General features: G+C 47.9%; 9 protein-coding genes. All 9 read right to left on the bottom strand.

Annotated features, from left to right (window positions below; all coding sequences use genetic code 11):
• Positions 1 to 35: 35 nt before the first annotated feature.
• Positions 36 to 1,469: a TolC family protein gene (locus tag JW881_00700; GenBank protein ID MBN1696004.1), complete on the bottom strand. Its 1,434-nt coding sequence runs from the start codon at positions 1,467 to 1,469 to the stop codon at positions 36 to 38.
• Positions 1,466 to 4,918 carry an efflux RND transporter permease subunit gene (locus JW881_00695; GenBank protein ID MBN1696003.1) on the bottom strand — a complete coding sequence of 1,151 codons (3,453 nt, stop codon included), beginning with the start codon at positions 4,916 to 4,918 and terminating at the stop codon, positions 1,466 to 1,468. The genes JW881_00700 and JW881_00695 overlap by 4 nt, the downstream gene beginning before the upstream one ends.
• Positions 4,919 to 5,241: 323 nt before the next feature.
• Complete coding sequence (locus tag JW881_00690) at positions 5,242 to 8,151, bottom strand: CotH kinase family protein (GenBank protein ID MBN1696002.1); 2,910 nt, start codon at positions 8,149 to 8,151, stop codon at positions 5,242 to 5,244.
• Between the two features lie 289 nt (positions 8,152 to 8,440).
• Entirely contained in the window at positions 8,441 to 9,763 is a 1,323-nt protein-coding gene (locus JW881_00685) for a hypothetical protein (protein MBN1696001.1), read from the bottom strand.
• Positions 9,764 to 9,923: 160 nt separating this feature from the next.
• Positions 9,924 to 10,274 carry a zinc ribbon domain-containing protein gene (locus tag JW881_00680; GenBank protein ID MBN1696000.1) on the bottom strand — a complete coding sequence of 117 codons (351 nt, stop codon included), beginning with the start codon at positions 10,272 to 10,274 and terminating at the stop codon, positions 9,924 to 9,926.
• A 12-nt stretch (positions 10,275 to 10,286) separates the two neighbouring features.
• Positions 10,287 to 13,490, bottom strand: coding sequence for a DEAD/DEAH box helicase family protein (locus JW881_00675; protein ID MBN1695999.1), 3,204 nt, complete (start codon positions 13,488 to 13,490; stop codon positions 10,287 to 10,289).
• A gap of 165 nt (positions 13,491 to 13,655) precedes the next feature.
• On the bottom strand, positions 13,656 to 14,354 hold the full coding sequence (locus tag JW881_00670; GenBank protein MBN1695998.1) for a hypothetical protein: 699 nt from the start codon (positions 14,352 to 14,354) through the stop codon (positions 13,656 to 13,658).
• Positions 14,355 to 14,448: 94 nt separating this feature from the next.
• Positions 14,449 to 19,008, bottom strand: coding sequence for a SpoIIE family protein phosphatase (locus JW881_00665; GenBank protein ID MBN1695997.1), 4,560 nt, complete (start codon positions 19,006 to 19,008; stop codon positions 14,449 to 14,451).
• A 68-nt stretch (positions 19,009 to 19,076) separates the two neighbouring features.
• The gene (locus JW881_00660; protein MBN1695996.1) at positions 19,077 to 22,082 is read right to left on the bottom strand and encodes a hypothetical protein; all 3,006 of its coding nucleotides are present in this window, start codon (positions 22,080 to 22,082) and stop codon (positions 19,077 to 19,079) included.
• Positions 22,083 to 22,465 lie beyond the last annotated feature (383 nt).

Genomic DNA, 22,465 nt, shown 5'->3' with positions numbered 1-22,465 from the left:
CACACTCGTCTCCCCGCCGGTTTCGCTTTGCGGTGTTATTCGTTTGTTTTTTCCAGTTCGATATCGGTCTTTTCATTCACGAGGCTGTCCGTCAACCGCAGCCATTCGATATACGAAAGATGGAGGAGCACCGCGTAATTGTTTTGAGCATACCTGTTCGATTCGAGCGTGTTAACGGCGGAGATGAGATTGTTGAGATCCGTTTTTCCGTTCCGGTAATTCTTTTCTTCCTCTTTCACGATCGCTTCTGCGAGCTTTATTTTCTCACCGGCAAGCCCGATCATCTCCTTCTGAAACGCCATCTCACGCAGCAGAATCCTGAGATCCCGTTCGAGCAGCAGCAGTTTGTTCCCGCTGCTTACGATATTTTTTTCGAGATTCAACTCCTTTATTTTATATGACGCGGCCCCCTGAGTTCGGGGAAAGGGCAGTTTGATGTCGATACCCGCCCTTATGTCATGCTGTGTATTCGGGTAAAAAAGCCGGTCATTGCCGCTTACCGAACAGGTCGCGTAAAGGGTGGCGGACGGAAGAAGATCGTCCATGGCGATGGCTTTGTTGATCCGGTTGACGGCGGCAAGCCGGTCCAGGATACCGGACGTTCTGCTTTCTTCGATGAACGTCTCCGTTTTTTTATCGTATTCCGATATGTCGATGTCGAGCGTCCTCCACTCGGGACGAAATCCGGCAGGCCCCCGCATCTTTCCCATCGCTTCGGCGACACGAATGGTCTTCTCTTCATAGTCCTGTTCCGCTTTCATAAGCGCTTCCCGTTTTGAGAGAACCTGCAGCCGGCTTTTGTTGACGTCGTTCGTGCTCGCTACCTTGAAAGAAAACTTTTCCTCGACATTCTTCAATAATGTCCTGCTGTCGTCAAGCGACTGCCGGGCGTTCAGGACATTCCCGTACCCCGAATACCACTGGTAATAGAGTGCGAGCAGCGCGGCGCAATAATCTTCATAGGCTTCGACAATCTGATACCGGGCGATTTCCCGTTCGATACCGGCGATTTCCTTTTTCATGGTATTCGTCTTTCCGAACGCGTTTTTGACGATCGCCTGTTCGACGCCGAGCGTTACATTCGACGAGTATTGAGCCATGGGTGAGACCGACGGCGAGAGTTTATATGAGAGAGACAGACCGGTGGCCGATTCTGGAAAAAGTTTCGAAAGGGAGGAATCGATGATAAACCCGTGCGTCATATCCTCCTCGTATTGAAGTGAGTAACCGCCCTTCAACGCGACGATCCAGTCGCTGTACGGTATGTTGAGTATCTCATTGTAGACAAGCGACAACTCGTCGATAAGGATTTCTTCAAAATGGGAATTGCCCCTTACCGCTTCGATAAATGCGTCCAGTGTGACGACGGTCGACGCCGTTTCTCCGGATGAGGCTTCCTGTGCCGACAATGTCCCGGTGCAGAATAAACTTGTAAAAAGAAACAGTATGCGAAGATAGTGACCCGTCATGAGTGCGCGTCTCCTTTCACCGCCGTAAGCGGGATCCGTAATTGATTAAAAAACAGGGCAGCCTCTTTTGTAAAACAATACAGCGAAGGAACAAGAAGCAATGTTATCATTGTCCCGAAAATAAGCCCCCATGAGAGGGCGAGCATCATTTCACTCAACATTGAATCGTAACCGAAGATACCATAGGCGGTCGGCATGACGCCCGCGACGGTTGTGGCCGTTGTCAGCAGGACAGCCCTGAGCCGCGTCTTCGCGATCCTGGCGACCTTGAGCGAGGGTCTGTCGTTCGTGGTGTCCTTGCCGTATTCCCGTACGAGTTTGTCGAGCATCACGATCGAATCATTGACGACGACGCCGGCCAGTCCCAGCGCCCCGACAATCGAAAAGAATCCGTACACGACAATGCCGTGCGCCTGAAAAGCCAGAATAATCCCGATAAATCCAAAGGGAATCGAAAGCATGATAATGACAGGCTTTGCCAGTGAATTGAGCGATAACGCCAGAATGACATAAATGAGGACAACGATAAGGATAATCGCGATTAAAAACTGATTACCGGATTCACGAGTTTCTTCTACCTCGCCGCTGAAACTGATCTGCGCGCCCGGATATTTGCGGTGCAATTCGGGAAATACATTCTTTTCGAAATAGTCCGCAACTTCGAGGGGTGTCATGATTTCAGGAAGATCGAGCATTTCCCGTTCCGGCGCGCCTGTTTCACTCTCTCCCGCCTGCCGGGCCGTACCGTCCGGCCTCATCGGCATCTCGATGACCCCTTCCCGCCGAAGGCGCTCGAGTTCCTTTCTGGCGTCTTCATCTCCTTCCCGCGCCTTTTGCATCAGGGTCTTCAATTCTTCGGGGGAAGGCGTTCCCGAAGTCGCGGTATTCTTTTCCATTGCGTCTGTTTTCTCTTTCAAATCGGCATACACATGCAGAACCCGCAACCCGTCGAGTCTGTTGATGGCATTCGGGCTTTCGATCCGCTGCAGCCAGGTCAGGTCTTTCAGGGGGATAAGGTAACGGCTTGCGTTTTGCACCGGTATCTGCAATACCCGTTCGATGTTTTGTTTGACTTCCTGCTCGATGGTGAGAGTGACATCGATATCCTTGTTCTCTTCCTGAAAGATATACACACGCGCGCCGATGAGAATGATTTTCAAGGTCGAGGCGATTGTTTCGGGTTTTACATCGAGTTTGCCCAGCAGTTCCGGATCGGTATAAATTTTTATTTCAGATTCGGAGGGACTCCGCTCGATTTCTGCGTTTATAAGCGCGGGAACCCTTTCCATCACCTCGAGAATTTCCGATGCGATATCCTTTTGCCTCTCCGGATTTCGCTCCTGAATGATGATATCGATCGGGCTTCCGCTCGACTGGCCGAATCTGCTTTTTGCGAAGGAAAGTTCATCGAAACCCTCGAGCTCATCCAACTGCGCCTCCCAATCGGCGATAAGTTCGTTCGCGCTTTTTTTTCTTTTTTCTTTTGAGACGATATCGAGAAAAACGACAAAACGGTGTTCGTTTTCAGAACCGTCGCGTCTTCCACGCGCGATCGATGTGGTAATCCCCACCACCTCTTTCCCCACATAGGGCAAAAGCATCGCCTCGATTTCCCTCACCTTTTTTTCCGTTTCGTATTTTTTCATGCCTTCTTTCGTTGAACCAATCAGCATGACCTCCGTCGTTTCTTCGTCGGGGAAAAGGACATATTTCATCTGCTTAACGAGAAAAATGGAAAGGACAAGCAGCCCGATAAAGAGAATCAGAACGATCGTTTTTTTTCTCAATATCCAGGCCAGAAACCTGCCGTAAACATCTTCAACGGCAAAAAACCAGTGCGCTTTATTACTGTTGTTGTCTGCCTGGGTAACCTTCTTCTCTGGGCCGGTTCCCCTTTTTTTTCGAATTCGCTCGATAATACATATCGTTCCGAGTGAAAAGAGTATTCTCACCCACCGGGGGAAATTATGCTTGAGGTGCGACGGAAGGATAATGACTGCTTCAAAGAGACTCGCACCCAGCATGAGGAAAATGATCGGTGGCAGGTATTTCGTCATCATCCCGAACCGGCCTTCGAAAAAGAAAAGGGGAATAAACGCCGCACAGGTGGTGGTAATACTCGCTACAATCGGAACCAGGACAAGACTCGTCCCTTCCACAACCGCTTTCCCGGTCGAAACCCCGAGGCTTTTCAAACGCGAAACATTTTCCGCGACAACGATCGCATCATCGACGACCATCCCCATGACGATAATGACGGCTGCGAGGGTCATGTTGTTGATCGTGTGACCTAAAAGCGATGCAAAGATCATGGTCACGCTGAAGGTAAACGGAATACCCATGGCGACCCATAATCCGCTTTTAAAGTTGAGAAAAATAAATAGAAGTGTGATGAGGAGGAGAAACCCCAGAAGACCATTGCTGACAATGAGGGTAAGCCGGTCCCTCACACTGGATGATTCATCATCCATAAGTACAACCTTGATGAGGCTGTCCTTCAACGTCGTCGATGTGAACTCGGTCACAACTTCCTTGATCTGATCCACCGCTTCGATAATACCGGCGTTCGTCGTTTTGACGACATTCAACCTCACCGCTTCATGACCGTTTACCTTGTAGATCGAAGATTGCTCGGTGAAAATGCGGCTGACGACAGCGACATCTTTCAGATAAAGCCGCTGGCCTTCGAATCCCGAACGGATGATGATATTTCTGATATCATCGAGATCATTGATTTCGGCAAGATAGGTGACTCTCGTTTCATCGATGTTGTCGAGTGTGCCGACCGGCTGACGTATATTGTAGCTTTTCAGCTGGGCAAGTATTTCCGAAAGCGATATTTCATATTCACTTAATTTTTCCGGTATGACATTAATATCGATTTTATCTTCGAGATCCGCCGACACACTCACCTCACTCACCATCGAAAGCCTGATGAGGCGTTCTGAAAAAAGGTCAGCCATTGCCTGGAGTTCCCGCCGTTGCTTCTCCGAAAGAATTTCCGCCTCATCGTTGTAGAGGATGACATCCAGAACTGACCTGTTGCTCGACTTGAACTCGTTCACCCGTACCGTGTCTTCCACTTCTTCGGGAAACTGAAGCTTGTCGACCGCTTCCTTGATTTCATCGATCGTCTCCTGTCTGTCGGGATTATTCGGTTCGAGTTCGACGAAAATCCTGCAGTTTCCCGTCGTCGTCGTGCTCCGGATCGTCCTGATCCCATTGATTCCCGTAAGCGCGTCCTCGATTTCAGCGGTCACATAATATTCGATATCCTCGGGCGACGCCCCGGTATAATTCGCCGACACCATCATAAAATCGAACGTGATATTCGGCATTTCCTCTTTCCCTGTCTGAAACCAGAATATAACCGCCCCGACAAAGACGGCGATCACTAAAAAATTCGTGAAGATTGGTTTATTCGCGAAATATTCGATTACCTTTTTCATTGCCACTCTCTTTTCATGTTCATGAGTACGACATTCATGATAACAACAGCCGTTGAAATTCCATCCCGTATCCGGCGCTATGATAACGATAATACTAACTTTCCACCCTGTCGGGCAAGACCGGGCACACCTCTCCCGTTATATGTAGAACGTCCTCTTGTTATTTAAGCAAAAATCATGCCAGATTATATCGCATACATCGAGAACGGACGGGCTCTCAGTGCTTTATAGATGTGAGATTATTTCCCGTACCGGAAATGCGGGAAATATTTTCCCGCATTATAGGAAATACTATTCCGCTTTATGAAAAATATTTTTCCACGTCAGCCGGACAGATCATCGAACTCTTTTTGCGTCATGTTGAAATAATCCCTGAAATGTTCATACACATAAGACGGACGCTCTGCGGCGAATTTTTTCAGGTATTCGACATGTTTTCTCCATTCATCGATCGACATGTTCCACCTCCTGCAATGCGCGGGCATTTCACTCTCGATCGCACCCGCCTTTGCCTCGATGACCGAACAAACATGGTCCCGGGAGAACGTGGTTTTCATGAGACGGTTGAATCTCTTCTTGAACCGCTGTGTGAAGCCGTCGTTTGTTAACAGGGTCGTAATAAAAAGAGTCGGAAAAAAATTTTTATATCCCCTTCCGGCCGGATCGAAGTTCCGGGAAAACGAATCCCGTTCATACACGTAAAATGTCCAGTCGGTATCGAAAAGGATCCACCGCCATTTTCCCCACGGCGCGCGTTCGCGCCAGAAGCGTATGTTGCCCATATCGGTATTGGCAAAATATATCTGGGCTATTTCATAAGTGATAAGATTATCGAAATCGATGCGTGAACCGATATAATCGCAGACATCCCGCTGTCTCACATTGTGAGAGGCAACATAGGAAAAGAGGCTTTGATACGCATCGGCGTTGCCCGCAATCACCCGATTTCGCCCTTCGACAAGATCGATCCCCGAGGGATTTCCGATATCATGGTGATAGGCGAGAAAATATTCGTCGATTTTATCCCTTATAAAGTACTGGCCCCAATAGCCGCCATTGATATACAATACCACCGGGCGGCTTGCCTGTGCGTCGATCCCGAGTTCGCGCACAAGCGTGGAGGTCACCGCGTCCCTGATTCGCGAATTCACGCCGTCCTCGCCCCCATTACGAAGCAATATCGATTTGAATATACGGATATCCTTGTCCGGAAATAATCTGTAACGAATCGTCCGCTCTCCATATCGTTTACGGGTCAGGAGGTAAAAGGGGGTCTGAGGCAAATACCGGCTCGAATGGCCGAAAAGCCGCATTCCCGCCTCGAGGTTGAATCCTGTTTTCCCGTCCGTCTCGAAAAACTCGATATGGACGGGACGTTCCCAGCGTTTCCCGAGGTGTTCCTTTACGAGCAGCCCGGTGCGCGTGTCCCAGAGGTTGGACGGATCGGTGACAAGTGACAGAACGGGGAGATCATGACCGGTGCCGAAAAAAAAAGAAGCGGTGGCCGTCTTTCCGGGTGCGCACCCTTCACTGAAGCCCCGTGCGCGAAGGATTGTGGTCGTATCGATTAAAAGCGGTGAGGTATAACGATGTGACGATCTTCCCGGCACGGACCCGTCGAGTGTGTAGTAGATGTGGTCCGGTGGACCGCTTATCGCCACATGCTGTGGTCCTGAATAAAATCCCCCTTTCAGGGAGAACTCCACTTCCCCCGTCACCTCACTGTAGCCGTCCGAATTGGGCCGGCCCGGAGTCGGGTTGAGAAAAAAAACAAGCTTCCTGTCGTTCGTCGATCTGCCGTAGGACATATTGAAACTGCCGGGAAGTATCGGAATCGAGTCGATTATACCGGCGGTTTCATGAACGAACAGAAGTTCATCCTCATCCGAACCGAGTTTGAAACCCGTATGAAGATAGCGGTCGTGCCTGTTTTTGCCGGATGCAAAAACGAACAGATACATGTCAGGCTGTAGCATCACTTCCGGAAAGGCCCATTTATTCGGGTGCTGTGGATTGTCGGAAAGAAAATATCCCCGTAAATTAACGGAAAATGAGTTTTTATTATGAATTTCAATAATATCGGAAACCTCCCCGTCTTCGTCCTTTTTATCGTCGCATCCTGAGGGAATCACCTCGCTGATGTAGAGGCCGTAACAGCCGGTCGCATTCCCGGTTTCCCCGCCATCGAGCGGGCCGGGACTGTTTTTACCGCCGGGGGTCGGCGCCGTGTAGACGGATACCCCGGGCCAGCCGGTCTCATCCCTCCCGCATGACATGTCATCACTCAAGTCTTTTATCGAAATTCTGTCGACGATAAACCCGTTGGGGTCGCTGAGAAAAAGGGATTCCTTACCGGCATTCAATTTGAAATTCGTATGGAGGAAGGTACGGTCTCCCGTTTCTCCGGCCGCACCGGAGGCGAAAACGACAAGGTACTGCCCCGGCAAAAGGGCGACGTCGCCGAACCGCCATTTCGAGAGACTATCAATGTCATCCGACAATCCGTAATTCTTGAGGTAAATGTAATGATCGGAAGAGTTGTGGAGTTCGATCCAGTCGGAGAACTCGCCACGGTCGTCGATCAGTGTCGTTCTGTTTGACGCCATGACTTCACTGATGGTGACGGACGGTCGGAATTTCTCTTTTTTCCTTATGAATTGCTCATATCCCGCCGTGCTGTTTTCGAATCCGGGAGTGGGTACCTCGCAGGCGGACCACCTTGTCCCGTCGCCGTCTCCCACTCTTTCATACGAAACGTCTTTTTCCGAATCCGTGACGATGATCTCATCGAAAGCAGGTCCCTCCGGAGCCGACAAACGGAGTATCGTTTCAGGGCCTTTGACGGTAAAGCCGGTATGAACATATGTCGTCTTCGACTTTTTATTACGGACGATGCGTGCCTTGCCGGAAAGGAAAACTATCAGGTACTCGCGGCCGCGGATGGTGACATCCGGAAAAGTCCAGGACGCACCGATCGTATCCGGGCACTCGAGTCTGAATCCTTTCAGGTTATGCGGTTTCCCTGACGCATTGTACAATTCGATCCAAGCGGGAAAGGAGAGTTCTTCATCGGAGAGTGTTTTTGTATTGTCATACATGTATTCATTAATGACGAGGGCTTCCTTTGCATTGAGGCAGCTTCCGCATACAACGACAATCGGTATAAACAAAATAAACATCAGTCTTTTACATACAAAACCGCTATACTGATACGGTATGTCATCATTGTTCATTTACCTGCGATCCTTGGCTGTATTTTGATATGCCGGATGTCCGGTTTCACCACAACGTGTCAATGTTCTCAAGGATATAGATGCTATTGATTTTATATGCCGGTGTCAAGGGGGAAGGGACGTTCGGACAATACAGTCGAAATCGTCACGTACAATACGTTTCGTAAAATCGCTTACACTCAAGGTACGCGGACGAACAAAATGCAAAAAAGGGGTGTAAACGATCGACAATCATTTCCACCCCAGCCATACGATAATATATTGCCGGGACGCACCCGGCTTTGTGCCGTTATTTCACGCTCTCATCGACTGTAATGACGGGTACATAGTCAATAAGAAAAATCCCCGTATAATCCTTCGTTAATGCGGTATCCAAAAGCGACGGATACGGATAAAGGTCCAGGAATGTGAAGGAATACCTGTCGACAATGATCCGTTCATATCCCGGCTGTGTCGAAAGTTTGAATTTTCCATAATCGACTCCCCGTATCGTGATATTGACGGCCACAATGGCCTCACCAGCCCAAAAACATTGGGCACCGGTTGGACAGCGGGAATCGGAAAGGACCTCGTCAAAGACAAACTCGATTTTCGCCTTTTTTTCCACCGCCGTTTTTGTTACCGGAAGTTTGAACTTTTCGCCCAGCGTGATCTCAACCGGTACATCGGCAACGCGTTCGACAAGGAAAATCCCGACATACCGTAAGGGAGAGATATCGGAAGTGCTCACGGGATACGGTGAGAGATCGAGAAAGGTGAACCTGAAATTATTGACGACGACGCTGTTTGAGTCGGTAAGTGTGGAAAGTTTGAAACTTCCGTAATTTCTGAGACCGATGGTTATATTTACGCTGACAACCGCTTCTCCGGCCCAGATGCAGACGACGTCCTGCGGGCAGCGGGAGTCCGTGAGCACCCGCTCGAAGACAAGCTGTATATTTTCGGTTTTCTCGATTGCCGTTTCAGTAACGGGGAGTTTGAAGCGTTGACCTAATTCGAAATAGACTGGCTGGGAAACCGCCTCGATCTTGAGGATCTCGATAATCGGCCACAGATTTGGAATGATAATGATGTCGGGCCGCAGCCTGGCCAGAAATTTTACCTTTAGTCCGGGGACCTTGAAACGGTCCGGCAGGTTGAGCGGCTGGTAGGTGCCTTTTTTACCTTCGATGATAAACGGATTGCCCTGAATGCCGACCTGTCTGACGACACCGACATCGGTGATGAGTTTCTGCTCGAGTTTTTCTATTTTGATGATCCGTATCAATTGTCCCCACATATGGATTGATGCCGCATCTTTTATCAGTTCCGCCCTGAATATCACCAATAATCCCTCGACGCAAAACTCCCCTGGAAGATTGACCGGGTCATATTTTCCTTTCGAACCGATAATGCCCCAGAATCCTCCTTCGAGGTCGATATAGGTCACCTTTCCGATATCGGTGATAATATCCGGATTGAGCAAAAGCGAATCGTCAACTTCTTCACCGGCAAGGCTGTCCGCTTGCGGGACGGCCGGTTCGCTGACGTTGATCGGGTTCTGGCATGCAAAAACAAACGACAGCACGATAATGATCGCAATCGCACCAAACCTCACATACCCTTTTTTCATTGACTCCTCCTTCAATATATTTTCAAGACACTACAATTTTTTTGCATCTCTTACTGTGTTTCCTGAGTATATCACGCTTGAAGCCGTATGTCAATGCCTTATTAAAATACGCCAACCCCGCGTTTCCGCATCATGACCGCGCCGTGATTATCGAGTGTCCTCATGCCAAAGACCGTATATACAGAAAAACGATGATAACGAGCAGAATAAAAATGACGACGCCTGCGAACCGATAAACGATCAGAGGCACGGCAGATCGCCGCTTTTTTTTTCTTTCGAACGTATATTTCATGCGTTTTTTCTTTTTTTTCCTGCGGGACGGTGGTAAAGACAATTCATTTGACATGAGATATCCGCAGGAAGGACAACCTGAAAGAAACTGCTCCGGACGGCCGACCAGGCCGCAGACGGGACATCTGACCGCCTTGAACTCCTTATGACAATAAGGGCAGGATGCCGCATCGAAAGGGACCTGCATTCCGCATCCTTCACATAAAAACCTCGATTTCATATCACCGCTCCGTCACTTGAAAAACATCATGATATCTTCTTTGTTGAATGATTTGAAGATCGATTTATCGTCCGCTATTACCGAACGGATGAGTTTTTCCTTTTTGCGCTGAAGTTCGATCACCTTTTCCTCGATCGAGCCTTTGACGATCAGTTTATACGCGATCACCTTCTGCGTCTGTCCGATTCTGTGCGTGCGGTCGATCGCCTGTTGCTCGATCGCCGGATTCCACCACGGATCGAAAAGAATGACATAATCGGCCGCGGTAAGATTGATCCCGAGTCCGCCCGCTTTCAGACTCAGGAGAAAAACCCTGACATCCGGGTCCTTCTGAAACCGTTCGATTTCTTTTTTTCTTTTCTTCGTCGAACCGTCGATGTATGCGTAATCGATATCGCTTCCCGATACATATGCTTCGAGTTGTTTAAGTACCTGAACGAATTGAGAGAATACAAGTATTTTATGATCTTCCGTGAGTATTTCCTGAATCATTTCCTTGAAAAACTCGAACTTGCATGATTCGATATTGCCGTACTTTTCAGAAACCAAAAAAGGAAAAAGGGATATCTGTCTCAGGCGGAGCATTGCTTCGATTATTTCAATCGCGGATCGTTTTACCCCTTTGCGATCAATCGCGGCATTTATCTTTTCCCTGTATATGGTATTCACTTCACAATATGCCTCCCGCTGTAATGTTCCCATTTCAAGGAAACGGTAAATAATCTCCTTTTCCGGGAGTTCGCGGACGACATCTTCCTTCTTTCTGCGTAATATAAAAGGGAATATCCGTTTTTTGAGTTCCGCGGAAGCGGAACGGTCCCGGTACTCTTCAATCGGTACCGTATAATGATTTTTGAATGTCTTCTGTGATCCCAGAATACCCGGATTGAGGAATTCCATTTGAGCCCAGAGTTCGAGTGTGTTGTTCTCAACGGGGGTCCCTGTCAGTGAAAGCCGGTGATCCGACTTGATCGACCGTACTGCTTTGAATGTCTTTGTATTCGCGTTTTTGATATTCTGCGATTCATCGAGAATCAGGTAGTGAAAGGTCTTCTCTGAGAAAATCTCGATATCGTTCCGCAGGGTATGGTAGCTCACCAGGACGCAATCATAACCGGAAATATCGTCGATCGAGGTTGCCCTCCCCTGGCCCGCATGTCTTATGCAGGAAAGCGCCGGGGTGAATCGTTCGATTTCACTTTCCCAGTTTGCGAGGGTGGACACGGGAACGACGATAAGGCACTGCCCGAGGTTTTCCGCTTCTTTGAGCCGCATGATGAGTGCGAGGGTCTGTACCGTTTTTCCGAGTCCCATATCATCCGCCAGGCAGCCGTTGATGCCGACTTCTTCAAGAAAGGAAAGCCAGTTATACCCCGCACGCTGATACTGCCTGAGGGTGCATCGAAATTGTTCAGGCAACCGGTAATCGGGGATTGCCGTAATGTTCTTCAGTTTTTCGTAAATTGTCCTGAACTTCTCGATGGTACCGTCACCACTGGAAGCGATCTCTTCGTAAAGAATATCGATCGCCGAAAAGTTGAGCTTTTGGGAGCGGAGTATTCCCTTTTCGAGACGACACGAACGAAAAAGCAGTTTCACTTTTTCCATATTGTCCGCATCGAGAAGAATATATGATCCGCCCGCTTCCACAAGCCCCTGTTTGATGTCGTTGATATCCAGAACGGCCGTGTGGGAATGTCCTTCTTCGTCGGTATATAGAAGGGAGATATCAAACCAGTCGATTCCGGATGAAACGTCAAGGCGGAATGTTCCTCCGCCGCGTTTTAAAATTTTCCCCCTGCCGATCCGTATCATATATCCTTCCCGGATAAGTTCCTCACTGAACCGTGAAAGAAAGGTCGAAATATCGATTTCAAGGTATATTTCTCCCTGATGTTGCGGATATTGCCAGCCCGCTGCGTATTCCCGGAAAAAAGTTTTAAGACGTTCGAAAATATCACGTTCGGTTATCCTGTCTTTTCTTAATACGGTTATTTCCTTTCCCCTGCTTTTATGTATGATAAAACCGTCGTCCTTGCTGTATTCGATAATATTTCCCGCATAATCGAAGAGGAGAGCGATTGTCATCCTGTTGTGAAGAAACGGATTTATTTCAAGGACGGGTTTCGGCGTGTGGCTTACCAGATTAATCTGCTGAGAGTGAAAACTCACGGTGATGTCATCCGGAGCTTTTGTTTTTATAAAATCGCCTAATGACGCGATATCCGACGGCGTATAGAGCTTGTCAAAGGTAAATATATGCGTGATAATGGCGGCATATATTCCGTTATTTTTTTTATAAAGCAATGATCCGTCATATGAGAGTACCGCGCAAACCGATCCGTCGTTCAGAACCGCGCCGTCCGCGGGAGTGACGGTTCGGTTCATCCCGTCGCCGTAATGAAATGTCAATACGGGAGAAAAAAACGCATCCAATTGCTGTATTTCCTGTATTTCGAATTCGAGGTGTGTCGTTTTGATGACGTGCCGTTGAATCTCATGCGTTTCATAACCGTGCTGGACGACAAGCGGTATTCCGTCATTATCGATCAGGGTTTCCAGATAATGGACAAAATCGTCTTTATAGCCCGGTTTGTTGAGAAGGCGTTGAAGCAATTTTTCTTCAATGGAGGAATACGTGATGCATTTTTTTTTCCGGTAATTGTAAACATTCCCCGGCGTTCCGTCTTTTTTAAGCAGCCGGATACCGGGCGTTATAAACCATTCGACCGGCTGACCGGATGCGTCCGGGTTTTTTTTTATCTTGAAGACAAGCCTCCACTCTTTGCCGTCATCGGAATGGCCGGGAGACATTTTTTCTTCTATTTGACGGAGGTTATGCGCCAGGTCCCGGGAAGGTTCTTTAGAATAATCGAGCTGGATGATCTTTTCAGTTTTCGCCCCGACAACCGGAAACGGGGGTGGTGATTCTTCATCGGGCCGCCCTTCGTTATCCGAGAAAGCGTGAATCAAGACCGCAGCGACATGTTTACACCGCTGCCAGTACGGACAACTGCAATGCGCCTCTTTTACATCGCCGTTCTCATCGAGATCGACAGTGACCGAGTATTCATTGTTCGCCGATCCAAAAACCCGAGCGTCAATATGGTTTTTCTCGCGGTGAAATGTCAATATTTTTTTTTCGTTATAATAGTCGAGTCCCCTTTCATAGATGAGTTTACCGACATATTTTATCACCTGCGGGTATCGCATCATATTTCCCGTCGTATAATATATCATCTCGTGTTTGATAATCAAAGCTCTTTTAATCTGTTTTTCATTCTTTTTTTCTGAAGGCTTGCCTCGAAGACCGGAAGTTCCGATTGCATGACTGTATGCAGGGCCGGTATTTACGGAGAAAATGTTCGCGGGACGGCAGGGCTATATATCCTGTGATGAAGGAATATTCTTCACTTTCAAGGTGGTAAAGAAAAACTCCTCATAGGTTCTTTTGACCCGATTATAATAGCATGTGGTCAGATCAAATGAATACGATGCGATAAAATCTTCCCTTAAGGACAGAGGAAGCGCCTCGATCGAAAACTCGCACTCGAACTCCTCCGTGTTGACCGCCGCCGTCCCGATTTCAAGGGCATCGTTCCCGCCGCGTTCCCAGAGATAGACGATACCGTTTCTCTGTTTCACGTCGATATTGATTTCGATCGTGTAATAATTCGGCTCACCCTTGTTTCTTTCCTTGAAGAGGTAAAGGAAAAGGATCAGGCCGTCAGAAAACGGAGAATATGAAGAGATATGGAATGCGATGGTATCGCTTCCGAGAAATGCCTTTATGCTTTTCAGATTCGTTCCGTTATGCCCCCAGTAGATCGATTTATCGATAGAAAGGCTTTCCAGAATACCGTCCTTTTCCCTGTTGAATGTGTACGGCCTGCCTTGCGCGGAAAAAGATGCTACCTCGGGAATCATTGACCAGTCATTATAGCTGTTGTCGATCGTAATCATCGAGCGGCCGTATACCGCCGCGGCATCACCGCTTTCGAGATCATCGTTGATCGTATCCACGGCAAGAAAGGGAAACAGCGGAACAACAAGACTTACCAGGATAATTAATTTTTTCATCGATCTGCTCCTCATAACGGTGATACCGGATCTCCATTAATCATATCGGCCTGTTTCCAAAAGAAGTTGACCGGCACATGCTGCATGGAAACAGTTACTTTTTCCGTACGCCGAGGATCGTGAGGTCGTCATACTGCTCGTCTTCATTGATATGTGAAAAAGCCACATATGCAGGATTGTCGGACAATTCGATTCGATGCCGGAAATATTCACCGTACTGCAGAAAATGTTCCTGGAGAAAGGCGTCGACTTTTCTGTCCACGAGAATTTTATCTTCGGGACCGGCTTTCGGATTTTTATATGTCCGATATATTTTTTCAACGGAAACCATGGCCATGATTATGTTCCTGATATTCCTGTCGGCGGCATAAAAATCGAAAACAAGCTCTTCATCCTGAACGGGATTATGATGTTTGATTAGCCGGTATTGTTTGCCGTGAATGACCGCGTCGATGACTCCGTATAGCCTTTCGATTCCGAACTCTTCTCCGTCATCCCCTTTATTATGCGTTCCCAAATGCGGTTCATTGTCACGAATCGATGGCTCGTCGCATTTGACGGGCTCGAAATTCCGATTCCTGAAAAGTCTCTTTGCCTCGTCAAAACCGTCACTGAAAAGAAAGAGAATATCATCCTGCTTCATGCCGACCGGGACCTGTTTGAAACTCGTCTGCATCTGTACGAGATCCGAAGGGAAAACACCGGCCGCAGGCGCCTGCGGCAGCTGGATCTGAACCATATCGTCTTTCTGAGCGCTGTAGGAGTGAAGGATATTATCACCTGCATTACAACAATAGGCGATTCCTTTTTTGATATCGATGATGGCGACGATGAGGGCGGCAAACCTTCCCTTGAATCCCCGTTCCTCGACGAGGTCGTTGATTTTATAAACAAGCTCTTCCGTGTTGACGCCGGATGAGGAAGCCTTCCAGCCGTGAAAATAATCGATAAAGATCGTGGCGACCTCAACCATGATAAGGGCGGCGGGCACCCCTTTCCCCGCCACGTCACACTTGATAATCGCATAATGAGCGTCGTCCAGTCTGACAAAATCAAAATAATCTCCGGAAACCCCCTTCGCCCCTTCATAATAACCGAAAATCTCGATGAACTTATTCGTATCTTCGCCGGTCGAGCCTTTTTTACCGTTTTCATCGCGTTCGAGCGGGATGAACATCTTCTGAACCTCCTTACCGACGGTAAGGTCCTTATTTGCGATCGCCGCCTTGACGAGACCCTGGGTCATCTGATTGATTGTTTCTGCAAGCATCTGTATCTCGTCTTTCTGACGTATTTCGATGATATGATCCTTGAGTGCTGTTTTATCCTCGGTATCACGGATGATTGCAACGCCCCGTGCCAGCTTCTTGATCGGCAGGATCGTAATCGATGCAAGCAGGATCGCCCCCGCGATACCAAGCGCGATAGCTATCAGGGAGATGATGATGATCCGGCGTATTAGTTCGGTTCTCGATTGGGAAATGGTTTCGAGAATATTTTCCGTAGAAACCTCCACCCTCACCATACCGCGGAAGAATATATCCCTGCCCCGGTAGACAACCGGTTTGTAGAATACATATGATTCTTTTAAATTTTTGACGTCAAACGGCGGGACACTCCCCTCATAGGAATTACTGACGCCGTGAAGTATTTGCGTAACAAGATTGCTTTTTTCCTTTCGCGCTTCGTCGATTCTTGCCGCTTCCTGAATCGCCTGCTGGTCTTTTCGTAAAGCGTAGACCGCGTAATCCTTGATCAGTTCGTTGATTTCTTCGACGAGTTCTCCGACCTGCTCCGAAGCTTTCCTGTTGATCTCTTTCGCGATATCGGGGACAAGGGGTGATACCTCGTCTTCAATAACTGATTCGCCGACCCTGTACTCCTGCGTATCGATGATCGCATCAATTCCTTCTTCATTATTCGTCGCCCACACAAATTCTTCCATGGAGGGCTCCTCGGAACCGCGCCTGCTGATTCCGGTAATCGTCGCATGACGTGCCTCTTCCATGGCGTCAGTCTGATCGACCAGGGCGTCGAGTTCAAGCGCATTCTGAAGAGGAAGATATTTTTCGGCTCCGGAGGCAAGACTTCCTATAAGTACTTTCACCTGTTTCTCCAACCCCTCCGCAAGATTCTTTCCCTGTGTTTCGATCATGTAATAACTTAATGTGATTGAAAGCATGAGAATGATAATGAGGATAAGCGAGGTGATAAGAAGAGTAAACTTGATCCTCAAACCGACACCTTTGGTTCGAAGCTTCCTGATGCCTGTCTTTTTTTTATCCTCGGGTTCTTTTCCTTTCATAATGGCTAAAACCTCCGCCTGAATAATCTGGCCTTCCCGGACAACCCCGGCAAGTTTTGTGAGAGATGTGATGGATACGATGGAAAGAAAAAGGACAATCAGCCAGATAACCGCTTCGTTCATACTCAGGCTTAAAAGCGGTGTGGCAACATCCTGCCATTCCTCTCGAACCGTATCCGGGGGGCGGGCCTTGACCGTTCCCCCCGGTTCAATCTCCAGTTGATACGGGTAGATATACCGTCCCCTTTTTTTGTGAATAAGGAGAAGCCGGAACAAGGCCTTCTCTTCGATGTCCGGTTTCAACTCGTCGATAAATCGGTCATTTTTTATCGAGTAATCCGCTTCATTATATTCGTATGAATAATCGTAGGGAGCATTTCCGTCTTTATCGAGATGAATCTCCTCAATCACCCCGTCGGTGAGAAAACCGCGGCCTTCAATGGAAAGAACCGTTTCATTGTTTGAGTTCTGACGTGAAAAAACGTTTGAAACGATAGTGACCGGTATATATTTATTCAATCTGAAAAATAAAACAGCCGGTTCTCCGGCATTACCCGCCCGGTCGATCGCACGCACGGAAAAACCCCACACACCGTTATCCCGGTTATTATAGGATTTTTCCGTCGCAAACAACATAATCGATGATGGAGGATCCCTGATAGCGTCCGGAGGAACACGATCGAGTGGAAGATCGCTGTTTCCGCTTATCTTTTCAAATACATACGCGTACCCGGCAACGTCGCCGTCCGGGGGGGGATTCCAGTCAATGGAAAATGAATTCGAGGTAAGAAATCCCCGTTCATCGGTCTTGAGTGGTTTAAAGGAAACCTTTCCCGGGGGTGTCGTGTCACGGATGAAGCTGACGGTCACCATATCCGACCAGTTTCCCGCCAGATCCCCCGCCTTGATATGGAAATACCAGACCCCGTCTTTTGTCGCTTCAAAATTGCCGGAGGTCTCCGTCCTGTAGACTTCCTGCATCAGCTCATCACGAACAATCCGCGACTGAGTCCATGCATAAAGAAAACTGGCGATTCCGGAAGGATCCTCGGGGACGGTCCAGCGTATCGCCACCGTCGATCTCTGTGAGGGTTTTCCCGGTGAAAAATTGAGTGGATATACATCCGGCGGCCGTACACTTTGATCCGGTTCGAGAATATAGAGAAGCGATTTCGTTCCCTGGACAGTCTCCCAGAAGATATAGAGATTATCACGGATCTGCACGGGCTGGGGAAACCGGGAATCCCCATCGATCCGCGGCGTAAGATCTTTCGTTTCCCATTCATATGTTCCGCGGTGGGCGATACGTATATGGTCCTTTCCGGGATTATCGAACCATATGAGATAATTCATGTTATTGTAGTGAATGATCTGGGGAAATATGGAGGCATATGAAGTATTCGTCACCCTCTCCCATGTTTTTATTCCGCCGTCTTCCCTCAGTTCGGCATAATATATCTGGGATACCTGACCGACTTCTCCGGTGAATTGACGTTCCCAGGTCAGAAAAAGCGAGTCTCCCATTGCTTTTATATACGGCCGCTGGTTTTTAAAATCAATCGGTGCCTGTTCTTTTTCTCTCCAGCGTTCGGTAAAGGTCGTTATCTGTTTCGCATCGCTCCAGGTGATGCCGCCGTCATCACTGATTTTAATATAAATCTGGTATGCGGTCCCTCTGTCGCTTGCCTGAAAGGCGATATAATCCAGACCCCGATAATGACAGTGATGGGGAAGAAAATTGAATCCGAGGTTTTCGTTCGAAAGAAACGGCCTGAACTCTTTCGAATGCGACGGGGTGAAAAAGATCGATCGATCGGCGATAATATAATAGAGTGAAAGATTATCTTTCGTTTCATAGGTAAGAAAAAGGAAAAACTCGCCATTATCCCGTAAGAAAAGCCGCGGTGAGACGGTCGCCCGCCCGGCGGTAATTTCCGTCGCGACAAAATTGCTTCCGCCGTCGTCCGAATAATAGAGTGTCGTCTTCCTTTCTCCGCTGACGACGGCGCAATAAATGTTACCGAAGCGGTCGACCACCAGCGAATATATCTGGGTTTCCTTGTCCGAAAAGGTAAAAGGTCCGGCAAAACGTTCATTCTTTTTCCATGTCACGGTATCGGTTGTCGTCCAGAGAGAAAGGTAGATTTTCCCCCCGCTTCCCGTGTTGTTCTCGTCAAACTCCTGCCACATCAGGGCGATCATATCTCCCCCCGACACCGCATTGACAAACCGCGCGCCGGATTGTACCAGTATGCGCGGGGTCTCCCAATTTATACTTTGCGCAAAGGCGGTGAGGGAAAAGAGGAGCATAAAGATGGTACAGAAAAAGGCCAGGTGTTTACACTTCATATATATTCATTTTTTCTCTCTATGACGATGTTTACATCCATGTGAGTGATCATAAATGCGATTGCCGATCACAAATTTACCGCTATTCTGTTTTTAAGTTTAACCAGATCTTCATAGCCGCTGTATTTCTGAAGCAATTGATCCACGATCGTGCTTGCCCTGAGATAATCACCGTCAATCACAAGCTGCAATGCCTCTTCATACCGCCTTTTATCGGCAGGCGGCAAAACCCATACCTTGTCGGGGCCTTCTTCGATCGTTACCTGATTGTACAACTGCTTGGCCCTGTTGTTTGTCGGATCAAGTTCGATCGCTTCCGCGAGAAGTTCCTTTGCAAGGGGATAATAATCCTTTTCCTTTCGTTCGACATAGGGTTTTGCCTGCTCCGTTTTTTCTTGAGAAAGCCTTTTCCGTTCCTCGGATACCGGTGCCTTGCCCGGAAACAGTTCGTTTTCAAAATCGGTGATAAGACGTTTCAGTGCCGTGTTTTTCGTTTCAACAGCGATGAGGTCCTTCAGGTTATTGTACGCATCCCGCTGATCTTTGGTAATCTCGACCTTTCCCGGTGTCGTCGCTTTTTCCCTCTTTATTTCGTTTAATTTTGCCTGTGCGTCCGTCTGGATCTGGCGGACGGTCTCCTGATATTCCGAGTTGTCCCTTTCTTTCGTGCACATGAGTTTGAGAATATTTGCGTCGTTATTATACGGAAACTGCTGTTTGATTTTCAGCAATTTTTCTTCCGCCCGCCGTATCGACGCGATTCCTTCCTCGATATTCCCTTCCCGTTTCAATTTCACGCCGTCATTATAATCCTGCTTTGCAAGATTATACAACTGCATCATTTCCTTGTAGAGGGGATGTTTTACTGAAATACTCCGTTCGGATTCGATTGTCAATGCCTCCCGTACATAACCGAGCCATACCTTGATTTCAGGATTTTCTTCCGTATGCGTATCATTCCATCTGTCCTCGGCGGTGAGGAATGTCGAGAGGGAGTCTTCGTAAAGCGCTTTCGCGTAAAGATCGATTCCCTTTTCTATCAGCCGTTCGACTTCTCTTCTGACGATTCTATCAAGATCCTTGATTATATCCTGCTGTAACCTGACAAGTTCAAGGCGTCTGCTGCGGACGGTCGCGTCTTCCTGATATTGGAGGGAGTTGTCATAGGCGTCCGTCGCTTCCCTTATTTTTTCCTCCACTATTCCAAATTCATCCCTTCTGTAAGCCCGCTGTGTTTCATCGTAACGCCTGTTTCCGATATCCCTGAATTTTTTCGCTTCGAGGATATTCGCCTCCGCGGTTTTGGCTTCTCCTTCCACTTCTTCCCTGAAAAGCGCCGCTTCGTTCTTCAGGAGAACCGCATCGCTTAACGCCTTCTGCAGGTCTGCCTGATCGGCAAGGACATCTTCCTGTGACCAGCGGGCCGTAAGCGTTTCAATACTTTCATCGAGAAACGATAACGATTCAAGTATCCGGTTGAACGCGATGAGTCGGCGGTCGGGATAATAAACCCTTCCGTATTCGTCGTGCGGCTCTCCGGTCTTGAGCAGTTCCTTTTCGCCCGGAAAATACCTTTTCTGCGACGACAGGTATGAAGCGAGTTGTTGTACCTGTTTTCCGATGAATGCAGAGATCGTTTTCGCGCACAAAGAGATGACGACGTTCGAGGAGGTCATATTGAATGTCAATGGCGTTTTCTCCCGACGCTCTCTCATATATCCTTCCCAATGTCGAGAAAGGCGTTCTATTCCGGAAAGATTTTTCTCGATATCAGCGGCGAAACGGCGAAGCGCTTCTTCATCCGGTGTCCCGCCCTCCGCAAAAAAGGTATTCAGCTGCTCCTGGTAATCGAGGATATAGAGATAGGCAAGGGTTTTTTTCGCGTCTTCTTCGGCATCCATGAAAGAAATCAATGCTTCATCGATAATCCATGTACTGAAGGTCGTCAGAGAAAAACCTTCGGGCAGCTTTTGCCCCGTGTCGGAAAAATAAGCAACAGGAAGAACCGGTCTGCTCATGATCACGGCATTCCTGTAATTTGTACGCGCTTCTTCGAAAGCACCCCGATCGAAGGACGCCTTTCCTTCCGTCAGGAAGGATTCGGATTTCATGTTATATGTCCCGGAAAGTCTTGAAGCGTTATATTTCACCATGGCTTCGACCGCATAGATGATTCCTTCATAGCCTTTGCTTTCTTCACGCCCAGTTGCAATCTGATACAGATATTTCAGGTAGAGAACACTTTTTGCCGTCGTGACACGTTCGCGTAACCGGTCCGCCTGAAATTTCAACGTCTCCGCTGCTTCCTTTATTGCCTCCGCCCGGCCGCCGATCGTGATAAAATTATCGATAAGACCATCAAAAGAAGGGATATCACCGTTAACAAGCAGTGTATCGATCCCATCGATATAACCTTCGACCGTCTCCTTCACCTTTTTGCCGGCTTCAATAACGACTTCCGATGTCTCCCGAATGCGCGAGAGCGATGCCGTCACATCGCTTTCTGTGATTGCATCGAGCGTCTCGGCGTCAAACTCGCTTCGATGTAAATCAACGGGGGGCATCGCGTTATAACCGTTCAGGTATACCTCGACGGCCATGAAAAAATCGTTTTCCCTGATATAAGTGAGTGCTTCTTCCATGATATTTTCGAAATAGTTTTTATTGGCAACGACACTGGCCGCGTCTTCGGCAATCTGCACCGTTGATTTTGTTTTCTCATTGGGGTACGGATCCTTCTCTTTCATCTCTTCGATGATGGCAAGTGCGGCATCGACATCGAGTTTGTTGTAGAGGGTATCGATCAACACCTCGTATAATTCATTGTACTCGTCACGTATATTGATAATCTTGTTCGAGAGTGCAATCGCTTGATCACGACGGTCGGGATCCTCTCTCACCACTTCCGCCAGCAGTAAAAGCGCTTTATCGTAATATTTCAGCGTATAGAGTTCTTTTGCACGGGAAAGCTTGTCTTCCTTTTGACCGCCTGCAAAAGCATTCAAGGCGAGTGTCATGAGAATGAGTGCAGCGAAAAATACTTGTTGTGCCTTATATCCGGCCGCTTCTATCAACGATAATTCCCCCTGATATCCAGGTATTTCATGAAACTGGAAAAGGTATTGTCGATACGAGACTCATTCATTTCATCTGCCTCTCTTTAAGAGACAAACGTCCCATCGGGCAAATCATCCGCTCTCCAAAAGATCCTCTTATAATTTATCATATTATCGACAAAAAAAAAGATTTTATATCCTTTCATGCCGATCAATATAGAAGGGTTACCTTATCCGCGTCCGTCGATACCCGTATAACCGGGATGACCGGCAATAAATGCCGCCGACTATGATATCGTTATATACGAGAAACGGATATTACCATGGAGATTTCTTTTATAAACATGGTGTTGCTTCAAATACTGCCCGGGGATATAATAGCATATAATGGTCGTTTATAA

This window comes from Spirochaetales bacterium (assembly GCA_016930085.1).
In the GTDB taxonomy this organism is placed as follows: domain Bacteria; phylum Spirochaetota; class Spirochaetia; order SZUA-6; family JAFGRV01; genus JAFGHO01.
The sequence above is the reverse complement of the archived record's forward strand: the minus strand, read 5'-3'. Positions and strand labels throughout refer to the sequence as shown.